This window comes from Pelistega sp. MC2 (assembly GCF_900099475.1).
GTDB classification, from domain to species: domain Bacteria; phylum Pseudomonadota; class Gammaproteobacteria; order Burkholderiales; family Burkholderiaceae_B; genus Taylorella; species Taylorella indica.
Genome location: NZ_LT628273.1, coordinates 1 through 24508, shown reverse-complemented (window position 1 = coordinate 24508; position 24508 = coordinate 1). Strand labels below are relative to the sequence as shown.

Here is a 24508-nt window from a genome sequence, read left to right as displayed (position 1 = left end):
ATACTCACGCCTCCCAGCTAAATACTTTACCGGGATTCAAAATATTTTGAGGATCAAACGCATGTTTAACTCGACGCATCATCTCTATCATATCCTCGCCAAGTTCTTCTTTTAGAAAATCCATCTTATGTATGCCAATACCATGCTCACCTGTACAGGTTCCATCTAGAGCAATCGCACGTTGAACTAAGCGATGATTCAAGCGTTCAGCCGCCTCACGTTCGCTATCACTATTTGGATCAATCATCATCAATACATGGAAATTACCATCCCCCACATGACCTAGCATAGTCCATGGAAAGCTGATTGTCTCTAAATCTTTTGCTGTTTCAGATACGCACTCAGCCAATTTGGAAATAGGCACACAAACATCTGTCGTGATACTGCGAGAGTTAGGACGTAACTGTAAACTAGCAAAATAAGCATTATGTCTTGCTGTCCATAATCGATTACGATCCTCTGTCTTACTCGCCCAGTCAAAATCAGAACCATTGTTTTCATGAACAAATTCTTTAATTAATTCTATTTGCTCCTGAATACCTGTAGCAGAGCCATGAAACTCAAAAAATAAGGTAGGCTGTTCTTTTAAACTTAAATGACTATAGGCGTTTACCGCTTTAATCGCATGACTGTCCAAAAACTCTACTCGCCCAATAGTTGTACCACTTTGCTTTACCATCACCGTACAATTAACTGCATCCTCTAAGGTTGGAAAAGAGCAAATCGCAGCGATAATTTCTTCTGGGATTGGATAAACCTTTAACGTAATTTCAACAACAATACCTAATGTCCCTTCGCTGCCAATAAATAATCGTGTTAAATCATAGCCTGCAGACGATTTAGCTGCTCTACTACTCGTTTTGAGTAATTTACCATCAGCTGTCACTACTGTAAGTGACAAAACATTTTCTCGCATCGTACCATATTTAACCGCTGTTGTTCCTGATGCACGCGTACTGACCATTCCCCCTATTGAGGCATTTGCCCCTGGATCAATTGGAAAGTATAACCCTGTCTGCTTAATTTCTTCATTCAATTGCATACGCAATACACCAGGTTGTACCGTGACGGTGAAATCCTGGTCATCTACTGATAAGACCTTATTCATTTCACTTAAGTCTAAACTGATACCTCCATGAATAGGAAGAATATGTCCTTCAATAGAAGTCCCTGCACCATAAGGAATTAGCGGCAGATTATATTCTCTACAGATATTCACTGCGGCAATCACATCGTCTGTATTATGTGCAAACACTACCGCATCAGGCAAAAACTTATCATAAGCAGACTCATCTCTAGCATGATGCTCACGTACAGCTTCGCTGACTATAAATTGCTGACCAAATTGAGCCTCAAATGCTTTTTTCGCCTCAACACTCATTACTCTTTTCATACCACTTCCTATTTATTTTATTCTTAAAATATTTTAAATATAAATATAAGACCCTAGTCTATTACTCTTGCTCTATTTTGTAAATCATTGGCATTAAATAGTTTACGGATATCTTGCATTACCTTAATTTGTTCCTCACTTCGACTCACTGATAAGAAAGGCTTTTTAATCCGACCAATGCCATGCTCTGCTGTCACACTACCATTATATTTACCAGTCAATGTATACACCAATTCCTCTACTGGTATTAGCTGTTCTGGTGTCAAGCAACCAGTCATTAAGTGAAGATTACCATCTCCCAGATGCCCGAATAACAAGTTTACTGCGGTAGGATACTGCTCTTCTAGTGCATTAATCGTTTCATCAATAAATGCTTGCATACCTTTTAACGGAATGCCTATATCAAATGCTACGGCAGGACTAATTTTTGCCATTGTTTCACCACTCGCATCTCTTATTTTCCAGATAGCTTTTACTTGCTCTTCACTTTGTGGAATAATCACATCAGCGACTAAACCACTTTCTAATTGTTGTTCTAAAAAGTGATTAAATTTTTCTTCCAACCCCTCTTTGCCACCTTCTACTTCAAGCAACACATAAATTGGGTATTGTCCATTGAATGGGGCTGGTTTATTAATACTTTGCGATGCTTTAAGTAAATAATTATCCCACATCACTTCAAAGCTAGATAACTCTGCCACTTTCCCTCTTGCTTCTTTTAATAATAAAGTGACATCATTAAATGAGTTTAGCGCTGTTAACGCACTAAAACGTGCCTCTGGTTTGGGGAATAATCGTAAACAAGCCCTAGTCACAATACCATAACGACCTTCTGTACCTATAAATAAATGCTTTAAGTCTAAACCAGTATTATTTTTAATCACTCTATTAAGCATATTTAAAACTGTACCATCTGGTAAAACAACCTCTAATCCCAGCACTAACTCTCTAGTGGTACCATAACGAAAAACCTTATTACCACCCGCATTTGTAGAAATATTACCACCTATCTGGCAAGATCCTCGAGCCCCCAAGTCCAAAGGAAAATACCATCCATGCTCTTGCACACTATTTTGGATATCTTCTAATATGACCCCTGCTTGAACAATTGCCGTACCACCAATAGTATCGATTTCTTCTATTTTATTCATTAGTTCAAGCGAGATAACTACATCACCCTCATCAGGACGTGCACCACCTGCTAAGCCTGTCAACCCTCCTTGAATGGTATATGACTGCTGCCGTTCTATACACGCTTTAATACACTTTACCACTTCCTCTGTCGAACAAGGACGAAGCACGATTTGTGGCAACGCCATGGGGTAACCACTACTATCTGTGGCGTATTTTTGTAATTGATGAAGATCAGTGATATAAGCAATACCAAGTTGAGTGAACAGTGTTGATTCCATTAGGCGATGAGTATTTTAAGAAGCGATAAAAAGATTTTATTGTAAACCTTTTGGATAAGCATGATATTTATTCACTTTTCATCGTTTGGACTCCTTCGTATCCAAAATATCCATATCAGTTAAAAATAAGAGAGAAAAAAAATCCCCCTTATTATTTGCTTACTTAGGAAGTAACCCATTTTACTCTAAAATTTTCTTTATAGGGATGTAATACTATAAAAAACAACTCTCGGTGAATATGTAGATTTTAAAGGGCAACCTAACTATAAAATTACTCCTTGTTTTACATTCTCAACGGCAATGATTACTTCCTTAGATCGATTTCCCACTTTTCTCTGAAGATCATTTAAATAATTAGAACCAAGCAGTTTTTGTAATCTTTCTAACTCCTCAATATAGAGATAAAACTTCTTATCGTCAAGTTTATTTCCCACTTTAGCTATTTGCTTTAAACTATATTTAGGCAAAGTTTTATATTCTCGAATGTCTATTTTCAGCGTATCAGCAAAGGGTACTAAGTCAGGACGCACCTCTAGTAGTTTTTTTCTAAAAATACTTATGACATCCAACGCCTTTTCTTCACTAGAAATATCAGATGCCCCTTTATTATTTCGAAATTTTATTTTTCCTTCTTTAATTTCCTCATATAACCCCCAAAAATTCATAGAAAATTTGACCTTGGGCTCTTCTAATGAACACTCTAGATTATGTAAGAATAATTCTATAGGCACATCTTCCACCACTGTTTTATCTTGCTGTTTTGTAATTATTTGTGCGAAAATATTATCCCCTTTTTTTCTTAAAATATTCAAACTATAACTATCATAACTTTTCGCCGTTTTTATTCTTGTTGGGTATTGTTCTATTTTTTTTATAATATCAGGGTGCTGTTGAGTTATATCACGATATAAGTTTCGAATTTTTGTACCAATACTAATTTCTCCTTCCTCTTCAGGACGAGCATTAATACGGTCTACAAAATTTGAAGCAGTAGGTTTTTCATCCTCAGTAAAAATTTTAGTATCCTCACCAAGAGCATTATGAATTAAAAACATTTTTTTCCCAGCAATTTCCTTAGACCGAACAACACTAGAGCCTTTTAATGAAGGAAAAAAATTGAATAAATAAAGTTCATCAAATACTTTAGCTCCAATTCGATTAATGCGACCTAATCTCTGAATAACTTTTGTAGGGTTCCAAGGAATATCATAATTAATAACTACACCTGCCCGATTCAAATTGAATCCTTCGGCTAATTTATCTGAAGTAATTAATATTTGAAATTGATTAGTCTTTTCACCCTGAAACTGTGCATTGAAGTCAGTATTAAGCCATTTCCCTAAATCATTTGTCATCTTACCATCACAAATTAGCACCTTATCGCCAAAGTTTTTTTTAAAGCCTATCTCCAAATATTGAACAGTATCAACATATTCAGAAAAAATAATTATCTTTCTAGCAGGCTCTTGTTCTAGTAATTCACGTACCTTTTCAATGATAGCCTCTTGCTTAGGATCATTAGCAGTTAAATCTAACTCCTTCAGTTGTCTCTGAATGTTTTCAAACATTTGAATATCTGAATCAATATTCGCTAAAAAACGGTCTTTCTCTACTAACTCATCAATCACATAAACTTCTGCCTTTTCATTATCAGCATTTATTGCTATATAATTTTCAAAAAAGGTTTCTATATCATCTAAACTATCATCCTTAAATTTTTCTAAGTACTTTCTATCTAAAATAAATCTTCTTGTCTTACTAATAAAGTGTCGTACCATCCTATGCACTTCTAAAAAACGCTCTATTGATTTTTCGAAAGAACCAAAAGAAGATTCAAAACGTTTAACTAGTAATCGTCTCATAAATTCAAACAAGTTAGTTTGGTTTTGATATTTCATATTCTCTTCTTTATCCAACTTATCCAAATCAAATTTTTCTTGGTATAGAAATGGTGTATAGATAGCTCCTGTAAACATTCCTCTAGGACCAAAATAAGTCGATAATATTGCATCATAAAAATGATTTTGGCTCTCTGTCAGATAATAAAATACTTCTTCAGGGTCTCTAACCTTTGATAACTCATCAATTTCTTTAGAATAAATATAATCCGCTTGAAGATCTAAACGATTACGGCGAATAACAATAGGGCTAATCAAATGTTTTATGTTTTCTGACAATTGTTTAATCTCATCATGTACCCTTTTAATTTGTACAGGTAATAATCCTATTCTTTGTGTATAAATTCTCTCTGCTTTTTCTTTCTTGCGATTATCATCAGATTGATAGTCTTTTAAAATCGTTGAAAGTTGATCATAAGTATATCCAAAACTTCGGAACTGACTTTCCAAGTCATCATCTAGCGATAAACTAGACTTTCCTGGGATAATAAACAATTTTAATAATGCAAAAATATCTGCTGGTGAATTATTAAATGGTGTTGCCGTCAACAAAATGACTTTCTTGCCCCTACATATAGAGGATAAATATTCATAATCTTGTGTATTTTCATTACGGAAGTAATGTGCCTCATCAATGATTACTATCTCATAGCCTTTACCTTCAATTTGCTCACCTATTTTATCTAAGGCTCCCCTACTAAAGACATGCCAATTATATAAACCAAATCTTTCTAAATATTCCCACCAACCACTATTTCTATACCCAGGATTTCCCATAAGACCTGGAGGGCAAATAATTAAACCTCGTTGATTCAGCTGTTTAGCAATTAATGAAGAAATAATAGACTTCCCTAAACCTACAACATCAGCAATAATACATCCATTATGTTCATTAATAATTCTCAATGCTTGTTGTACGGCATCCAATTGGTAAGAGAATTTTTTAAAACCTAATTTTTCTAATAAATCACCTAAATTTAAATTAGTATCCGTCTGATCATACAAATCCAAATAGGTTTTTAAGACTAAACAATAGGCTTCAAAAGGAGAAACATCTGCTACTAATGTATTCGTATTAATTAAATCAATCAATTGCTTTTTATACTCTGCATTATCTGTGATGGGTAATGCATATTCCCATAAGTCATCGAAATAATTCTCTGCTGTTTCATACCCATAATCACGAATTTCAACATTAAACTCTTGCTGTCCTGAAAAACCTGCCTTGGTTAAATTGCTACTACCTGTGATAAACTCTCCTGTTATACCTTGAAGATGCTTTTGTGATTCCTTTAAATGAAATAGATACAATTTCGCATGATTAGGGTTCTCTGTTTTTCTAATTTCCAAACGCCCATTCTCAATCATTGCAACAAAAAACTTAATCTGCTCATAAAATTCTTGAGTGTCCAAAGTATCTTGATTTAATGCAATTTTAGTAGAGTTTAAAAAAGCATGAAACTGCTCATTCTGAGAGGCTCCTTCATGATTTAGCCCATACTCTACTACCGTTCCCATATAGTTAAAAGTATCTAATCCCACTAATATCTTAAGATAACTCTCTTCATTCTGACGTAGACTCTCTGCTATCTCTGACCAACCTGAAAAATAAAAAAAACCTACTAGAAACTTTAACTCATGACTAATAGAAATTAAGGTATTTACCCTATCTGCTACAGATACAGTAGTTCCATTGTTCGTAATAAATTTAGACACTCTAAACTCCTCCTTTCCTCAAATACTATTATGATTGTAATCTATGTTTTTTTATAAAACTTGATACAGTTAATCTATGTACCCCTAGAATTCTTCCAATAGCAGAATAAGATACCTTTCTTTCTAGTAATTCCAGTATTTTCTTTTCTTGACCAGTTAATTTTGTTTTAGAGGACTTACTGCCACGGGGTCTTCCTAAAATAACACCTTCAGCTCTTTTTCGTGCTAATGCTTCCTTTGTCCTCTGGGATATCAAGTTTCTTTCTATCTCAGCAGAAAGCCCAAAAGCAAAAGCTAATACCTTTGAATTAATATCACTTCCTAAACGATAATTATCCTTGATAGTCCAAACCTGAATATCTCTATTCATGCATTCATTCAACACTCCCATTATCATTAGTAGGTTACGTCCTAGCCTTGATAATTCAGAACAAATTAGAATATCTCCCTTCTTCATTTTGTTTAATAACATACCTAACTTTCTATCTTGTACATTCTTAGAGCCTGATATAGTTTCTTCAATCCATTTATTGACACATAAGGTATGTTTTTCACAAAATAAATTAATTTCATATCGTTGATTTTCAACAGTTTGCTTATCTGTACTAACCCTAATATAACCATAAATCATTTTAAATTCCATCCCTAAATATTCAATTTTAGATGAAACTAAAGATAAATTTAAATTATTAAAAAAAGCAAAAATAGAACGTAAAATACCAGCGATTATTTTCAACAACATGCGCAGTCGGTACAGTTTCAAAATGATGAAACTTGGGTTATTCTTAATCCAATTGAACAACAAATTAAAGCGAAAATTGAAAAATATGGTATACCACTAAAAGAGTGGGATATTTCTATTTATCGTGGCGTTTTAACTGGATTTAATGAAGCATTTATTATTGATGGTCAAACCAAAGATAAGTTAATTGCAGAAGATCCAAAATCTGCTGAAATTATTCGACCGATTTTACGTGGCAGGGATATTAAAAAATATTCTTATGAGTTTGCTGATAAATACCTTATAGCTACATTTCCAAGTAAACAATATAGAATAGAGAATTTTCCTGCTGTTAAAAGGTTTTTATCCGGATTTCGCCCTAAAATAGATCAGGTGGGGAGAAAGTTGCACAAAGAAGAAAAAGAGAAGATTTTAAATCATGCTCAACAATATGGTATTGATATATCAATGAATATGTTGTCTTCGTCAAGAAAATACACTCGTAATCAATGGTTTGAAACACAAGATAGTATAAGCTATTGGGAGGATTTTTTTAAACCAAAAATTATGTATAGTGAGATAGTAAAAGATTCTCAGTTTTATTTTGATAATCACGGATATTTTTTCCCTGAAGCTACAACTTTCATTATGACAGGGGATGGTGTAGAAAAATTACAGCATATACTTAATTCTAAGTGTATGACATATATCTTTAAAACCTTTTATGCTGGAGGGGGATTAGGAGCCGATGGTTTCCGATACAAAAAAACTTTTATACAAAATCTACCGATTCCTAGTAGCATAAAAACCTTATCAGTTTCAATACAAACTATTGATAATATTCTCTTTTCTCTATATCACTTTAATAAGGAAGAAATTACTTTTATAATCAATGAGTTAATATAGAATTTATTCATTAGATAGAATATAATCCTCATATTCTGACAAGTCTAATATAGCTATCAGGTAGTTTTCTATTTCTTTGGATATTACTGATGTATCAATACCTGATGTACTCATTATTTGTGCTATATGTTTCTCCTCTATATCTGTGATAAGAGGTATTCTTAGTTTTTCAAAAAACACTTTAGATAATTCTCGTGTACCTCCTAATAACTCTGGAAAATTATCCTTAAAACATATCTTAAATATTTTAGAATTTAGAAAAGCTGTTAAAAATATTAAATGTTTTCCCGTAATAAAAAAACATTTCTGGTTTAATAAATAGCCCTTCTCATCAAGTACAAAAGGTAGAAATTTAGTCATGTTTGGATAGACTATCTTTGGTTTAAAAAAATCCTCCATATATGTGCAGTTTCGTAAATGATATGGGGTATCCCCCTTATCAACCCGTTTGGATAACTGAATATAGTATTGTTGTAAATGCTTTTTTATTATAGGGTAATCATCAATATCTATTGGAGGGATTCCTTTTTCTTTGATCCCATTATGTGTGTTAATTAACCATAAATCAGCAAACTCATAAGAATATTTTTTAATATCCCTGCCACGTAAAATCGGTCGAATAATTTCAGCAGATTTTGGATCTTCTGCAATTAACTTATCTTTGGTTTGACCATCAATAATAAATGCTTCATTAAACCCAGTTTTAATTCCATAGTTGATAGAAATATCCCACTCTTTTAGTGGTATACCATATTTTTCAATTTTCGCTTTAATTTGTTGTTCAATTGGATTAAGAATAACCCAAGTTTCATCATTTTGAAACTGTACCGACTGCGCATGTTGTTGAAAATAATCGCTCAAATTATTTAACGAATCAAATTTAACTGCTACAGCCATTAACTCTTGTCTATTTTTATCCCTCATCAATAATAATATATTAGTATCAACTGTTGCAGATTCAAAAACCCTTTGTCCTGAAAAATCAATGAGATATAAAGGATTTGTCTTTTCAACAAAGAATTTTCTTGTTTGCTTTCCATATTCTGCTCTCATCCATTTATTAGAGGTAATAAAACAAAGAATACCCTTTTCCTTTAGAAGAAAATATCCTCGTTCATAAAAAAGTGAATATATATCTCCACTTTTTGCAAAAGTTTGATAGTTACATTTTTCATATTTTTTTGCTAACTCTCCTTGGTTTTTCTGTAATTGGATATAAGGAGGATTCCCAATAACAACATCAAACCCATCTTTAACACCAAACATCCATTCTGCATCAAAAAAGGGAGAACATGCATTTTGGTCATAGGGATTCCATTGTGAAAATTGTTTAATATCATCAGGAGTAAAATCACTATTTTCTTGTATTAACTGACTCAATCTCTCTCGTTTTACTTCGTCTTCATGACGGAGATGTTTTTTGTCTTTCTCTGTTTTTGCATAGAAATGTTTTTTTCTAATTTCCAATAAATTATTTTTTAACTCTTCTATCTCAGGAGCCTCAAATAAAGATAAAGTTTTTGCTTTAGATTGTTTGCCTATCAAGGTATTGGCGACGACAAACTTTGTTTCTAAATTAGGAAGCGGTCTAATATTATAATTACCTTCTTGATTTGCTATATCTAAGTTATTCTGATCAACAATCAAAGAAATAAAGAACCGTAATTTTGTAATTTGAATAGCAATTGTTTGCAAGTCAATACCATAAATACATTCTTCAATTAGATGTAGTTTTAAATCGTACAAATCATTTTCAGGATGTAATTTTTCCATAATCTGAATCATACGCTTTAAGATTCCCATTGGGAATGCACCTGAACCACAAGCTGGATCGACAATTTTAATTGCTCGTAGCTTCTGATAAACCTTAGAACATAAATCATCATTATTTTCAAGTACGTCAGGAAGTCTATCACCTTCTACCAAATAGCGAATTTCCTCTTCTGACAAAGATATTTTTGCATTTTTTAGGTATACAATAATTGATTCATCTACCATATAATGGACAATTTCTTTTGGTGTATAGAAACTACCCGATTGTTTACGTGCAGATATTGATGTTTCAGAATTATAAGCACTTAATAAGTTCTCAAATACATTACCTAACAATTCAGGATCAAGTGCTACTTGAATTTCGCTAGGTTCATTTTCCTCTACCGTAAAATTAAATCTTTCTAAAATAGGGAAAAGGCCTTTTTCAGCATCAAAAAATACAATATTGGGGATAAATGCAATCTCTTTATAGCGACCTTTTGCATCTTTCTCATGATTCCGGCTGAATCCATCTAAATGATATTTTATACCGTGCGTTTCCTTTTCCTTATCTAAACACTCAAATAATCCACCATTGAGGAAAGGCACTGGCGAGAATAATTCAATAATTTCTTCTTCTGAGGTCGCCATAAATTTATCTTTATAGCGATATTTTGTCTTAATATCTCTACTTCCTTCTGTCGTTGCAAAGCACCTATCACCCACAGCACGATTTAAAGTAGCAAAAAATAGGTTTTGTAAAATTGCATTGTAATAATTTCCATCTGTCAAACTAGTAGGATCAAAGTTTTTTAAAATTTTATACAATGCTTCTTTTTTGAATAAATTGTCTGGAACTAAATGTTTTTGTTTGATAAACCATACAAACAGTAATCGAGTAATTAAACGAATAATTCTTTCGTCTAGGTTGTCCCTATCATCTTCACTTATTCGTACATCGTTGGGAAAAGTTACACCAACCTCTTCACTTTTCACCCATTCATACCATTGATACAGTTGGTTATAAAAATCTTTAGTTAATTTCTCAACAGAAAACGCTTCCTTAATACTGTCTAGTGTATCAAAAGCACAATTTTTTAACCTTTCCTTAAATGTTCTATTCGTTTCTTTGCAAGATACAAAATAAGTATATCTCCTCCAATCTGAATAACGTTCCTTAGAAGAAATATTTCTCATAATGAAAGAAAATCTAAACTGCTTCTCATCATCATAGAAAACAAAGATAGCCGCATCCGCTTTTTCTTCTTTTAATACTTTTTTGGTAATTTCAAACTGTTGTTTTTTTGATGATCGTTCACTTAAATAACCGCTATATTGGCAAGCAACAACTATAAGCACATTATTGTCTTCTAAATTAGTCTTACCTAACTTTTCAAGAGAATTAAACCTCTTATCAAACCTTTCTAATATATCATCGTAATTTTGTTTTTTTGTATTGAAAGATGGTATTATTCTCCGGAAATAATTTGATAGTGTGTCAACTGAAAATTCTTGAATTAATACATCTTCCTTGTCCATCTTCTATTCTCTATTTAATTTCATTAATTAATAATGATAATACCTTATTTTAGTATAGTTATTGATATTTTACTTCCTCTCTCACCTTATCCAACATAGCTTTAATGTTAAGACTATCAAAGTTCCTATATCATCAATAATAGTCTATACTGGTCTAGGGCATTTTTTCTTTAAACGGATAATTTCACCGTAGATTCGCCCTGCTTGTGCTACATCACCTCCTGGAAGTTACATTTGATGAGAATTGCTTTCATGCTACTTATCCCTATTCCCAAAAGAGCAACTGCTTTTCTACTCCAACCTCCTTCCTATTTATACTCAGAAAAAATAACTTCATTATTATGGTGGGTATAAATATCTCTTAAGTTATGATGCATCTATAGAAAAAAGAGTTTTTTAGAATATCTTTTGCTAACCAAAATTCCTAAAAAATGGTTAACAACTCTTTTTGTCTTGCATAAATGGGGAACAAATTATGTTGTCACCCAAAATTCTCATATTTTGGGTGACAAGTTTACTATAAAGAATAGATTGATAAAATATTATCAATCTATTAGATATGAATGCTTAGACCTATTTCAATATAAGCTCCTCTTTACTTATCTTTTAATGAAAACTTAGTCCTAAGGTCTTTTTATTATTAGTTTTCTGTTGCTCACGGAATAAGAGAGTCCTCATTTAACAACCCTTTTGCTATCCCTTTGATAAGATAACCTAAAAAGGACTAATTAGAAAACAACATGATTAAAGTTACAAAATGAGGAAGAAAATGAATTAACGGAAGAGAAAACTATTTTTTCTTTAACTTAATATTCAGGTTGTTCATAATAATAAGACAGTTCAATACCTTTTAAGAAAATTTCTCGATCATCAATTTTATTGGTTAAGGCATTCTGTAATAAGAAACTAATTTCCAAATCATTGATAGGACTACGTTCCATTGCTTGGAAATATAGTTTTTTATCTACTTTTTCCCAATCTACTACTTTTCTAAGGTTTTTCTTAAAATTTAAATCTAGCCAAATACGGGTTGAACGCCCATTGCCTTCCAAAAAAGGATGGGCAATATTCATTTCCGGATACTTATCAATAATTTTATCAAAGGTCGTTTCAGGCATTTTTTCAATTTCCTTTAAAGCTGCCTCTAAGTACATGGCAGTAGCAAAACGAAAACTCCCTTTTGAAATATTTTGCTTGCGAATTTGACCAGCAAAATCATATAAACCATTAAATAAATAATGATGTATGTCTTGTAAGCCTTTTGTTGTTCCAACCCCAAGCTGATGAATCGCTCCTGAATCATATAATTCATAAACTTTTTGTTTATTTAAACGGTCAATTTCTTGGGTATATTCTATTTTTTTCACTACGCCCTCTATTTTTCCGTAAACCAATACCAGTTTGTATATTATCAATCAGTTTAATATAAGCCATTATACCTAATAAAAATACGACTCTATATGGTCGTTGTTCATCAATTCTTGTGTGAGATTCTTCTACTGCCCATTTACAATTAACAGAACACTCACCCTCCGAGAAAATCTCAATCGTTCAAAGAGAGAAAGAGAGAACAGTCAAGAAAACTAGACAGTGATTAGGGAAAGGAGGCCTGCTTCAGATCAATTTTTTATAATAATATACAGCAAAAGATTATTAGTGATATCATCTTTTCTTCAATCCCCTTTCAGCCTCCAAACAAAAAGCCATCTCGTACGAGATGGCTTTTCTTGCTGTACTGTAAATGAGTATCTGAGATACTCACCGCACAATCACGTTATTAGATAACACGTACAGCTTCAACCAAACGAATCACACTCCAAGATTTAGAGCGAGAGATTGGACGACCTTCTGCAATTTCAACAGTATCGCCTTCGTTGTATTGGTTGTTTTCATCATGCGCTTTGTACTTGTTAGTACGGATAATGATTTTGCCATAAATAGGATGCTTAACACGACGCTCAACTTGAACGACTACAGTTTTATCCATTTTATTGCTAACCACTTTACCAATTAAAGTACGTTGGCGTTTTTCAGTTGTTTGAGTTTGGCTCATATTACTTTCCTGCCTTTTCGGTCAATAACGTACGAACACGAGCGATATCGCGACGAACTTTGCCTAACTGGCTTGTGTTAGAAAGTTGTTGAGTAGCACGTTGCATACGCAAGTTAAATTGTGCTTTCAACAAGTCCTCGAGCTCTTTATTTAGCTCGGTTGCGTCTTTTGAACGTAGTTCACTAGCTTTCATAAAGATCCCCTTACGAACCTAAGTGACGAGTTACAAACGTCGTCGAAATAGGTAACTTAGCAGCCGCTAAACGGAATGCCTCACGTGCTAGCTCTTCACTAACACCGTCCATTTCGTATAGCACTTTGCCTGGTTGAATTTCAGCGACCCAGTACTCTGGATTACCTTTACCATTACCCATACGAACTTCTGCAGGTTTCTGAGAAATTGGTTTGTCTGGGAAGATACGAATCCAAATACGGCCACCACGTTTAATATGGCGAGTCATCGCACGACGAGCAGATTCGATTTGACGAGCTGTCAAACGACCACGTCCAGTTGCTTTTAGACCGAAATCGCCAAAGTTTACGTTAGTACCACGAGAAGCTAGACCAGTATTACGGCCTTTTTGCTCTTTACGGTATTTTCTACGTGCTGGTGATAACATGTTTATTCTCCTTCTGCCGCAGGTGCTGCTTCAGCAGCTGCTTTGCGACTACGACCACGACCAGCTGAGCGACGATCATTACGCTCACCACGTGGACGACGAGCACGACGCTCTTCTTCACGAGGTGCTGTTGCTTCAGCAGGCATTTCACCGTTTGGTAATAAATCGCCTTTGTAAACCCATACTTTGATACCGATGATACCATAAGTAGTTTGAGCTTCTGATGTCGCGTAGTCGATCATGGCACGTAGCGTATGTAAAGGTACACGACCTTCACGATACCACTCTGTACGAGCAATCTCAATACCATTTAAACGACCAGATGCGGCTACTTTGATACCTTGTGCACCAGCGCGCATTGCATTTTGCATAGCACGTTTCATAGCACGACGGAACATAATACGTTTTTCAAGTTGCTGAGCAATTGAATCTGCGATTAATTGCGCATCTACTTCTGGTTTACGAATTTCTTCGATATTCACATGAACAGGAACGCCCATTAAGCGTTGTAAATCTGATTTTAGTGAATCGATATCATCACCACCTTTGCCGATGATAACACCAGGACGAGCAGAAAATACAGTGATACGTGCATTTTTAGCTGGACGCTCAATTAACACACGACCAACAGAAGCAGCTTTTAGCTTGCGTTTTAAGTACTCACGTACACGAATATCTTCAGCTAACATTGTGCCGAATTCTTTATCTTCAGCGAACCAGCGAGAATTCCAGTTGCGAGTAACTGCAAGACGGAACCCTGTAGGGTGAACTTTTTGACCCATTATGACTCCTTATGCACCAACTTTAACCACAATGTGGCAAGTTTGTTTCTCAATACGGTTACCACGGCCTTTAGCACGTGCAGAGAATCGCTTCATTGATTGTGCTTTATCTACATAAATTGTAGTGACACGTAATTCATCAATATCAGCACCATCATTGTGCTCTGCGTTTGCAATTGCAGACTCAAGAGCTTTCTTGATAATGCCAGCGGCTTTTTTCTGTGTGAATGTTAAGATATTTAACGCTTGTGCCACAGACTTACCACGAATCAAATCCGCAACAAGACGTGTTTTTTGCGCTGAAATATGCACACCACGAATTACAGCTGTTGTTTCCATCACTTACCTCTTAGACTTTTTGTCCGCAGCATGACCCTTGTATGTACGAGTATGTGCGAATTCGCCTAGTTTATGACCAACCATATTTTCGTTAACATAAACCGGAACGTGCTGACGACCGTTATGAACAGCAATCGTCAATCCGATAAAATCAGGAAGGATGGTTGAACGACGCGACCAAGTTTTGATCGGCTTTTTATCTTTACCTTCGATAGCCGCTTCTACCTTTTTAACTAGGTGAGCATCTACGAAAGGACCTTTTTTAATTGAACGTGACATAATATATTACCGTCCCTTATTTACGCTTACGACGTGAGACAATCATATTGTCTGTACGCTTATTACGGCGAGTTTTGTAACCTTTAGCTGGAGTACCCCATGGGCTCACAGGTTCACGTGCTTCACCAGTACGACCTTCACCACCACCGTGTGGGTGATCAACAGGGTTCATTGCCACACCACGTACTGTTGGGCGGATACCGCGCCAACGTACAGCACCGGCTTTACCGATTTGACGTAGACTATGCTCACCATTGCTTACTTCACCAATCGTTGCACGGCAATCAATGTGAACTAAACGAACTTCACCAGAACGCAAACGAACTTGTGCATAGATACCTTCACGTGCCAATAATGTGCCATAAGCACCTGCTGAGCGCACTAACTGAGCACCTTTACCTGGTTGTAATTCGATGCAGTGAATAGTTGAACCTACTGGAATGCTACGAATAGGCATTGTATTACCAACACGGAAAGCAACTTCCTTACCTGATTCGATAACAGCACCCACCTCTAAGTTACGAGGAGCGATAATATAACGACGTTCACCGTCTGCATAGCAAACTAATGCAATATGCGCCGTACGGTTTGGATCGTATTCAATACGTTCTACTTTAGCTGGAATACCATCTTTATCACGACGGAAGTCAATGATACGGTAGTGAGATTTATGACCACCACCACGATGACGTACAGTAATATGACCATTGTTATTACGGCCAGAACTACGTTTTTGTGATTCTACTAACGCCGCAAACGGAGCACCTTTGTGTAGATTAGGTGTAATCACCTTAATCATGCCACGGCGACCTGCTGACGTAGGTTTCATTTTAACTAATGCCATCTTAGTTCACCTCCGAAAAGTCAAGCTCTTGACCTTTTTTGAGTGAAACGTAAGCGATACGGTTATTACGACGACGACCCATATAACGGCCAGCACGTTTAACTTTACCTTTACGGTTCAGAACAGAAACAGAGTCAACTTCTACTTTAAACAGCAATTCAACAGCTGCTTTAATTTCTGGTTTTGTTGCATCAGAAGCCACACGTAAAGCAAATTGTGGTTTCGCGCCAGATTCAGCAATAAACGTTGCTTTTTCTGTGATGACTGGAGCCAGAATTACTTGCAATAAACGTTCTGCTTTCATCCTAACATCTCCTCAAATTGAGCGATTGCCGCTTTAGTAATTAGCACTTTTTTGTAGTGAACTAAAGATAGCGGATCAGCGTAACGTGGCTCAACAACAGCAACGTGAGGTAAGTTACGAGTAGCTAAATAAGTATTCTCGTCAACAGCATCTGTAATTACTAATACAGAATCTAAACCCATTGCTTTTAATTTTGTCGCAGCCAATTTTGTTTTTGGTGTATCAAATGTGAAAGAATCCACAACAGCGATACGATCTTCACGTGCTAACTGTGACAAGATAGAACGAATACCTGCACGGTACATTTTCTTGTTCACTTTTTGGCTAAAATTCTCATCTGGAGAATTAGGGAATGTACGACCACCTCCACGCCATAATGGTGAAGAAGACATACCAGCACGGGCACGACCAGTACCTTTTTGACGCCATGGTTTTTTTGTCGTATGTTTAACTTCCGCACGATCTTTCTGAGCACGATTACCACTACGAGCGTTTGCTTGATAAGCTACAACGATTTGATGGATTAATGCTTCGTTAAAATCACGACCGAAAATTGTATCAGGAGCGCTAACTGTTGCGCTAGATTCGCCTTGATCATTTAGGAGCTTAAGATCCATTATTTGGCTCCTTTTGCAGACATTTTGATAGCAGGTAGAACAACGATGTCAGAATTTTTATGGCCAGGTACTGCACCTTTTACCAATAAAAGACCACGTTCAGCGTCTACACGAACGATATCAAGATTTTGAACTGTACGAGTCACATCACCTAAGTGACCTGACATACGCTTACCAGGGAAAATACGACCTGGATCTTGTGCTTGACCGATAGAACCAGGAACACGGTGTGAACGAGAGTTACCGTGTGAAGCACGTTGAGAACCGAAGTTGTGACGTTTGATAGTACCAGCAAAACCTTTACCGATTGTTGTACCCTGAACGTCTACTTTTTGACCCGCTTGAAATACGCTATTGACAGCCACAACAGCACCTGCTGTGAATTCAGCTGCTTTTGCAGGATCTAAACGGAACTCTTTTAGAATTGAGCCAGCTTCAACGCCAGCTTTTGCGTAGTGCCCAGCTTGAGCTTTAGTTACGCGCGTTGCACGGCGAGTACCGTAAGCAACTTGTACCGCTGCATAACCATCAGTTTCTACAGACTTAACTTGAGTAACACGATTGTTAGATACGTCTAATACTGTTACTGGGATAGACTCACCTTCCTCAGTAAAAATACGCATCATGCCAACCTTGCGACCCACTAGTCCTAACCGATGAGCGGCAGGTGTAGGTGTCGTATTCGACATCATTTTCTCCATACCTCACTACGATTGGTGAGGCTCTAAAATTAATTAATTCAAGTACTTATCTTTCCACAACTCTTAGACCGCAAAAGATAATGCACCCTAACCATACTGGTTAGCCTGCTAATTTAACACTTTTTCGATTATTTAACAAGTCTAATTAGCCAAATCGTTGTAAAAATATCCTTTTTTTCCAATAGTTTAGACATCCCATGCCTCATTAAACTATACGACCTAACGGTTTTCTGGCACGATCTGCAGTTTCTCTTGACTATAGTCTGTTGGTACCAGTTCAACATCTGGCATCTCTTTGCTTGTTTTTGTAGATAAGACTTTAAATTTTTCTACTTTATTGACCAACCCCTGCTGCCCCCCAAAACTAGTCACTAGCTGATTATACGTTTTAGATACACTGGTTAGTGACTGACCTAGTTTTTGTAAGTGCTCTGCAATGATTACTGTCTGCTGATACACATCTCTAGCTTTATCTCCTAGTGCAATTGCCTGCTGATTACTGTTCGCCACTAACCAAATATTGGCAATAGTTTTTAACATTGGTAATAACGTCGTATGTGAAACCATAATAACGCCTTTTGCATAGGCATACTGAAATAAGGCCTCATCTTGCCTTAAGACCTCAATATACGCTGACTCCAACGGCATAAACATAAAGACAAAACCTAACGACTGCTTATCTGTTAATGCACTATAGTCCTTACTTGCTAAGTCATCGACATGACGTTTGGTATCTTTTAAAAATTGCTTTAAATGCTCTTGTACTTTTTCTGGGTTCACTTCAGTTACAGCTTGTTGATAGGCATTAAGTGACATCTTGCTATCAATAATAATCTGCTTTTCTTCGGGTAATAATACAATCACATCAGGAATAAGCTTCTCACCCTTTTCATCTTTAAAGGAATATTGGGTTAAATAATGGGTATTTTTTTGTAAACCCGCACGCTCTAATACTAGCGCTAGTTGCGTTTCTCCCCAATTGCCGAGAACTTTTTTATTTCCTTTCAAGGCTAAAGCTAATTTTTGTGCATCCTCGCTCATTTGCACACCCATATTCATTACTTGATCGATTTGTGTTTTTAATACACTCTGTCCTTGAATTGACTGGGCATGAACTTCATTCACTCTTTTCTCAAAATGAGTTAGTTGCTCTTTAAAAGGCTGTAATAAATACTGTAAATTGGTTTGATTTTGAGCAATAAATCGTTGTGATTTTTCCTCCATCATGCGATTAGCTAGATTTTGAAATTCACTACTTAATTGTGTTTTAGCTTCCTCAAACTGTGTTTGCAATAATTGCAATGAGGCTATCTTTTGTTCTATTTCAAGCTTAAGTGCTAACTTTTCTTTTTCCAATGAGAAGTTAGCATTGGTTAAAAGATCGTTTTTCTCTCTGATATCACTCAGCTCATCTTCTTGTTTATTCAGTTGTTGATACTGCATCTCTACGGTCGTTTGGAGTCTTTCATAGCGCTTTTCGATGTCATCTTTTATTTGATCAAGTTCAGCTAATGCTATTTCTTTTTCAGCAACGATCGCTTTAGTTGTATCTGCTTCTAATCTAGCATCATCACGTTGGACTCTTAACACCTCTAACTCTGTTCTTATTCTCGATAAGCTATATACTCGCCAATACAAAACAAAAAGTAATACAATAAAAAATACTAAGGCAACCAACAAACTCTCTGGTTGGCTTAACCAACCCTGCGCCTGCAACCAAATTGTTTCCATGCCTAATCCTATTGTTATGCTAAATGCTACTACCGTTTATATATGAATTGTTTTAATAATAAACAAAACATCATTATTACAGCAGGAATTGCTAAAACGATAAAAATTTCTTCTAAAGAGTAATTACGCTTCACTAACTCCGCCACCAGGTAAGACCCTGCAACAGCACCAAATCGACCTATACCCATCATCCAAGAAACACCTGTTGTACGCCCCTCTGTAGGATAAAATAAAGCAGCAACAGCAGGTAAAGAGGCTTGTAAGGTATTCATAACGATACCTGCAAGAATAACAATAGGTACTAATATCATTAACCCCCATGACAAACCCTGTCCAATAAAAGCAATTAATATAGCTGTCAATAAGGCTAAAATGGCATTTAAAATGTTTGGATTATAACGATCCATTAAATACCCACTTGCAATGGCACCCAAACCACCTAAAGCAAACAGTCCCACTAATCGTTTTGCTGTACCGGGCTCCAATGTTGTTTGTCCTAGCAAAGTAGGCATCCAATTCATCACACCATAGAAAATAATTAACCCCATAAAATAGCATAGCCACAGCAATACTGACCCAGCCACATAACGTTTCGACATTACAATGGCGATTCCCTTTTTACTTAATTCTGTTGCTTGTTGATGTTCAAAAAAATAATATCCTGTGTTTTTTAATGATGGATTTAAACGCTGAACAATCTTAACAATAGCTGTTTGTTTTGTCTTTAGTGCTATTAAATAACATAGTGACTCTGGTAAATAGACAATCATTACCAAACCAAGTAATGCAGGTAATATACCACCAAAAATAAGCGTAGAACGCCAACCATATTCAGGAATCAAATAAGCCGCAATAAACCCTCCAAGTGCTGCACCTAACGGGAATCCACAAAACATCGTATTAACGACTCTAGCACGATTTTTATCTGCTGAATATTCTGACAAAAGAGTTACTGCATTGGGCATGGCTGCACCTAAACCAATCCCTGTAATAAATCGCCAAATTTCTAATGCACGCAATGACTCCGCTTTCGCCGAAATCAAACTTCCTATCGCAAAAATAAATACTGACATAATCAATGGCCATTTACGACCCAATTTATCTGCAATAGGACCACTTAAAATCGCTCCTGTTGCTAAACCAAATAATGCCGCACTTAATACTGGCGTTAATGCTGTTTTTGCTATCCCCCATTCTTGTATCAAGCTAGGGGCAATATAGCCAATAACAGCTGTATCATAACCATCGAAAAATGCAATTAAGAAAGTTAAGACAAATATGAGTTTTTGCAGTCGATAACTCTTGCTATTTAATAATTCTTGCAAGTTAATAGTATTCTGTAATGTCATTAGCGAAAATATTTGCAGAAAATAAATTATTGGGCAATTAGATGTATTGGCTTACTTCAATTAAGTTACCATCAGGATCCCTGAAATACACTGATTGTATTGGTCCAATAGCTCCTGTTCTAGGTGCAATACCATCTATTATTTCAACGTGATGAGTTTTTAATTCTTGCATAACTTGCTCTAAGGGTGTACTGGTTATAAAGCACAAATCAGCACTGCCACATGTAGCAATTTTTGCTTTTGGCTCTATTTCATGTCCTTTTGAATGTAAATTAATTTTTTGCTGCCCATAGTTTAACGCATACCTCCCTCCCGCAAATGTAACGACTTCCATACCCATTATGTTGGTATAAAAATCAATCGTTTTCTGCAAATCAGCTACAGTCAACACAAGATGATCTAAACGCTCAATTTTCATCTTGAAAACTCCTTAAGCATAAGTGTGATAAATATTTATCTTCGTATTCTAATAAAAAAATCCTTTAGCTACGTAAATAACTAAAGGATTCGAGAATTAAAACCTCTTTTAATTTTAAAATACAGGTTTTCTGCTTACTTCTTAAAAATAAAGGCTAAGATTAGTGATAAAAATCTACACGCCAAAAACACCGTTTTATCATCTCGGCTATGTATTGCTAGTAGCAATACATAGTGAAACTTATTCTACATGCATACTAGAACGCAGGAACTACAGCACCTTTATATTTTTCAAGAATAAATTTTTTAACATCTTCTGTTTGAAGTGCTTTAACTAATGCTTTTAGTTCTGGTTTATTTTCATTTGCAGGAATAGTAGCGACAAAGTTAGCATATGGTGATTCTGCATCCTCAATGAATAATGCTTCTTCCGTTGGTTTTAATCCTGCTTCTAATGCATAATTAGCATTAATTAATGCAATTGTTACATCATCTAATACGCGAGGTAAAGTTGCTGCTTCTAATTCCTTAAATTTTAAATTTTTAGGATTTTCAACAACATCTTTTGCTGTCGCTAATAAATTAGAAGGATCTTTTAATTTAATCAACCCTTGTTTTTGAATTAATAATAAAGCACGTGCGCCATTAGATGGGTCATTAGGAATAGCAATAACTGCTCCTTCAGGAACCTCATCCCCTTTTTTCAATTTTTTAGAATATGCACCAAATGGCTCTACATGGACTAAAGCAACAGGCACTAGGTTTGTTTTATTTTCTTTATTAAACGTTTCTAAATAAGGCTTATGTTGGAAAAAGTTTGCATCAATAGCTTTATCAAATACTTGCATATTAGGCTGAACATAATCAGTGAATACTTTGATATCCAAATCAATGCCTTCTTTAGCTAGAACTGGTTTTACATGCTCAAGAATTTCAGCATGAGGAATAGGTGTAGCAGCTACGCTTAATTTTGTCGCTGCTTGAGCACCTGTAGCAACTAGACTAGCTAGTGCAAATGCACCAAAAATCTTCGTGATTTTCATAAAATAACTCCTAGTAAAATGTTTTAGATTTAAATTATTTACGTGTAAATTTTTTAACTAAAGTATCACCAAATGTTTGTATCAATTGAACTAATACAATCAAGATGATGACGGTAATAATCATCACATCACTTTGATAACGTTGATAACCAAAACGAATGGCAATGTCGCCAAGTCCTCCGCCACCAATCACGCCTGACATCGCGGAATAACCAACCAAGGCAATAGCAGTCACCGTAATAGCAGCAATAATTCCTGTGAGCGCCTCCGGCAATAATGCCCATAGTACGGTTTGCTTTGGTGTCGCTCCCATTGCTTTACAAGCCTCACTAATGCCTGGATCAACTTCTCGCAAGACATTCTCAACCAATCTAGCAAAAAACGGCGCAGCACCAATCGCTAATGGTGGTATTGCTCCTGGTACACCCAATGCACTACCTACGATTAAGCGTGTAACAGGGATAAGAATAATTAATAGGATTAAAAAAGGCACAGAACGAACAACATTCACAATAAATGATATTGTTTGATATAACGGCTTATTTTCTAATAACTGATTCGGGCTAGTTAAGAATAAATACACCCCTAACGGTAAACCTACTAATACAGCAAAAAATAATGCCCACCCTGTCATTAGTAAGGTATCAACCGTCGCCTCACCAATCATCGCCCAATCGATTGTTGCCCAATTCATGACTGTAATACCTCTACATCAACATTTCTTGCTTCAAAAAATTCTCTTAATTCTGTTTCTGTCGTACGTAAATTTGCGGTTAACGCTTCTGGATGTGCTACTGCAATTACTAACTGCCCAAACGGTGTTTCTTTAATTTGTCCTATAGAACCTTGCAAGATACTAAAATCCAGATTCAATTCTCTACCTAACTGACTTAATAATGGTTCTGCAGCTCCTTTCCCATGATAAGTCAAACGGATGAGTTTCCCTTTGATATCACCCGCCAATAACTTCCAAGAGTCCATATCCATACCACTCTCAGACAAAAGTGCTTTAGTGGTAGCATGTTGTGGGTGCAAGAATACACTTACTACATCACCTTGTTCTACAATCTTACCACCGTCTATAATTGCCACTTCATCACAGAGATTACGCACCACATCCATACTATGCGTAATTAATACAATCGTAATACCCAAGGTTTTATTAATTTCATTTAATAACGCCAATACTGATTGTGTTGTTTCTGGATCCAGTGCACTTGTCGCTTCATCACATAATAAAATTTTAGGTTCTGTTGATAACGCCCTAGCAATACCGACACGTTGTTTCTGCCCCCCAGAAAGCTGGCGAGGATACTTGTGAACATGATCACTGAGTCCCACTAACTTTAGTAGCTCTAATGCTCTAGCTTTACGCTGATCAGCAGGTACACCAGCCACCCTTAGTGGAAACATTACATTATCTAAAACGGTACGAGATTCAAGCAAATTGAAGTGTTGGAAAACCATACCAATTTTATGGCGTAATTGACGCAACTCTTCTGTTTTTAGTTGTGTAATATCCGTACCATCAATCAAAACCTCGCCTTGATCAGGTCTTTCTAATAGGTTAATCATTCGAATAAGCGTACTTTTACCTGCTCCAGAACGCCCAATAATTCCAAATACTTTACCTTGTTTTATATGTAAATCAATACCTTGCAAAGCATGTAGAACTTTTTCTTTTGTTCTAAATGATTTATGAATATTTTTAATCTTTATCAAAATAAACTTCCTCTGCTAAAACGCGATTTCCTAATTAACTTTTTTCTGCTTATTTTCGTATAGCAAATGAAACCAATCGTTTTAATAAATTATTAAACGTATATTAGCATTTTAATACTTATACGCAACCATATTTATATTACTTTATTTTATATAAACAATGTATTATTTTTATTTATGGTTATTATGAGTGTAAGCGTCCGGTGAACACATGTATTCATTCCTGCTAAATTGCGCGACACTATGGTTTTGTGTATGTTAGGAGAAATCAATGCCGTCTTTAATGCGTATCGAGACCGCCCAACGAGTGGGAATTCAAGAGCAAGCGTCTAGCCTACTGGCACTAGATAAAATCATCCTGGTGAGTGAG

23 protein-coding genes are annotated in these 24508 nt (G+C 35.6%); 1 reads left to right on the top strand and 22 read right to left on the bottom strand.

Going from position 1 to position 24508, the window contains the following annotated elements:
- Positions 1-4 precede the first annotated feature (4 nt).
- From BQ4443_RS00160 to BQ4443_RS00145, 4 genes are all read right to left on the bottom strand, one after another.
- Positions 5-1393 carry an FAD-binding oxidoreductase gene (locus tag BQ4443_RS00160; RefSeq protein WP_071057714.1) on the bottom strand — a complete coding sequence of 463 codons (1389 nt, stop codon included), beginning with the start codon at positions 1391-1393 and terminating at the stop codon, positions 5-7.
- 53 nt (positions 1394-1446) lie between these two features.
- On the bottom strand, positions 1447-2805 hold the full coding sequence (locus BQ4443_RS00155) for an FAD-binding oxidoreductase (protein ID WP_071057713.1): 1359 nt from the start codon (positions 2803-2805) through the stop codon (positions 1447-1449).
- 263 nt (positions 2806-3068) lie between these two features.
- Entirely contained in the window at positions 3069-6419 is a 3351-nt protein-coding gene (locus BQ4443_RS00150; RefSeq protein WP_071057712.1) for a helicase-related protein, read from the bottom strand.
- A 28-nt stretch (positions 6420-6447) separates the two neighbouring features.
- Positions 6448-7161: a master DNA invertase Mpi family serine-type recombinase gene (locus tag BQ4443_RS00145; protein WP_256330790.1), complete on the bottom strand. Its 714-nt coding sequence runs from the start codon at positions 7159-7161 to the stop codon at positions 6448-6450.
- 39 nt (positions 7162-7200) lie between these two features.
- Here BQ4443_RS00145 and BQ4443_RS12060 point away from each other — a divergent pair, with 39 nt between their 5' ends.
- Positions 7201-8046, top strand: coding sequence for a TaqI-like C-terminal specificity domain-containing protein (locus BQ4443_RS12060; RefSeq protein ID WP_083331804.1), 846 nt, complete (start codon positions 7201-7203; stop codon positions 8044-8046).
- A gap of 3 nt (positions 8047-8049) precedes the next feature.
- Here BQ4443_RS12060 and BQ4443_RS00135 read toward each other — a convergent pair whose 3' ends face one another.
- From BQ4443_RS00135 to BQ4443_RS00050, 18 genes are all read right to left on the bottom strand, one after another.
- Positions 8050-11337 carry an Eco57I restriction-modification methylase domain-containing protein gene (locus BQ4443_RS00135; RefSeq protein WP_071057709.1) on the bottom strand — a complete coding sequence of 1096 codons (3288 nt, stop codon included), beginning with the start codon at positions 11335-11337 and terminating at the stop codon, positions 8050-8052.
- Positions 11338-12143: 806 nt separating this feature from the next.
- The gene (gene fic / locus BQ4443_RS00130; RefSeq protein WP_256330789.1) at positions 12144-12704 is read right to left on the bottom strand and encodes a protein adenylyltransferase Fic; all 561 of its coding nucleotides are present in this window, start codon (positions 12702-12704) and stop codon (positions 12144-12146) included.
- Between the two features lie 410 nt (positions 12705-13114).
- Positions 13115-13390: a 30S ribosomal protein S17 gene (gene rpsQ / locus BQ4443_RS00125; RefSeq protein WP_023951021.1), complete on the bottom strand. Its 276-nt coding sequence runs from the start codon at positions 13388-13390 to the stop codon at positions 13115-13117.
- A gap of 1 nt (position 13391) precedes the next feature.
- Positions 13392-13583, bottom strand: a complete 192-nt coding sequence (rpmC, locus tag BQ4443_RS00120) for a 50S ribosomal protein L29 (RefSeq protein ID WP_023951019.1) — start codon at positions 13581-13583, stop codon at positions 13392-13394.
- A 10-nt stretch (positions 13584-13593) separates the two neighbouring features.
- A complete protein-coding gene (gene rplP / locus BQ4443_RS00115) occupies positions 13594-14010 on the bottom strand; it encodes a 50S ribosomal protein L16 (protein WP_071057708.1) in 417 nt (138 codons plus the stop codon).
- Between the two features lie 2 nt (positions 14011-14012).
- Positions 14013-14792 carry a 30S ribosomal protein S3 gene (rpsC, locus tag BQ4443_RS00110; RefSeq protein WP_071057707.1) on the bottom strand — a complete coding sequence of 260 codons (780 nt, stop codon included), beginning with the start codon at positions 14790-14792 and terminating at the stop codon, positions 14013-14015.
- 9 nt (positions 14793-14801) lie between these two features.
- The gene (gene rplV / locus BQ4443_RS00105; RefSeq protein WP_031274552.1) at positions 14802-15131 is read right to left on the bottom strand and encodes a 50S ribosomal protein L22; all 330 of its coding nucleotides are present in this window, start codon (positions 15129-15131) and stop codon (positions 14802-14804) included.
- A 3-nt stretch (positions 15132-15134) separates the two neighbouring features.
- Entirely contained in the window at positions 15135-15410 is a 276-nt protein-coding gene (gene rpsS / locus BQ4443_RS00100; RefSeq protein ID WP_023951013.1) for a 30S ribosomal protein S19, read from the bottom strand.
- A 16-nt stretch (positions 15411-15426) separates the two neighbouring features.
- On the bottom strand, positions 15427-16254 hold the full coding sequence (gene rplB, locus BQ4443_RS00095) for a 50S ribosomal protein L2 (RefSeq protein ID WP_071057706.1): 828 nt from the start codon (positions 16252-16254) through the stop codon (positions 15427-15429).
- 1 nt (position 16255) lies between these two features.
- Positions 16256-16558 (bottom strand): 50S ribosomal protein L23, encoded by a 303-nt coding sequence (rplW, locus tag BQ4443_RS00090; RefSeq protein ID WP_023951009.1) that lies wholly within the window; start codon positions 16556-16558, stop codon positions 16256-16258.
- Positions 16555-17175, bottom strand: a complete 621-nt coding sequence (gene rplD / locus BQ4443_RS00085; protein ID WP_023951007.1) for a 50S ribosomal protein L4 — start codon at positions 17173-17175, stop codon at positions 16555-16557. The genes rplW and rplD overlap by 4 nt, the downstream gene beginning before the upstream one ends.
- Complete coding sequence (rplC, locus tag BQ4443_RS00080; protein WP_023951005.1) at positions 17175-17864, bottom strand: 50S ribosomal protein L3; 690 nt, start codon at positions 17862-17864, stop codon at positions 17175-17177. The genes rplD and rplC overlap by 1 nt, the downstream gene beginning before the upstream one ends.
- Before the next feature lie 231 nt (positions 17865-18095).
- Entirely contained in the window at positions 18096-19607 is a 1512-nt protein-coding gene (rmuC, locus tag BQ4443_RS00075) for a DNA recombination protein RmuC (RefSeq protein WP_023951003.1), read from the bottom strand.
- Between the two features lie 29 nt (positions 19608-19636).
- On the bottom strand, positions 19637-20956 hold the full coding sequence (locus BQ4443_RS00070) for an MFS transporter (protein ID WP_071057704.1): 1320 nt from the start codon (positions 20954-20956) through the stop codon (positions 19637-19639).
- Positions 20957-20993: 37 nt separating this feature from the next.
- On the bottom strand, positions 20994-21374 hold the full coding sequence (locus BQ4443_RS00065) for a VOC family protein (RefSeq protein WP_023951001.1): 381 nt from the start codon (positions 21372-21374) through the stop codon (positions 20994-20996).
- A 256-nt stretch (positions 21375-21630) separates the two neighbouring features.
- Complete coding sequence (locus BQ4443_RS00060) at positions 21631-22416, bottom strand: MetQ/NlpA family ABC transporter substrate-binding protein (protein WP_071057703.1); 786 nt, start codon at positions 22414-22416, stop codon at positions 21631-21633.
- 34 nt (positions 22417-22450) lie between these two features.
- Positions 22451-23110 carry a methionine ABC transporter permease gene (locus BQ4443_RS00055; RefSeq protein ID WP_071057702.1) on the bottom strand — a complete coding sequence of 220 codons (660 nt, stop codon included), beginning with the start codon at positions 23108-23110 and terminating at the stop codon, positions 22451-22453.
- Positions 23107-24138: a methionine ABC transporter ATP-binding protein gene (locus BQ4443_RS00050; RefSeq protein WP_071057701.1), complete on the bottom strand. Its 1032-nt coding sequence runs from the start codon at positions 24136-24138 to the stop codon at positions 23107-23109. Before BQ4443_RS00050 ends, BQ4443_RS00055 begins: the two co-directional genes overlap by 4 nt.
- Between the last annotated feature and the right edge of the window lie 370 nt (positions 24139-24508).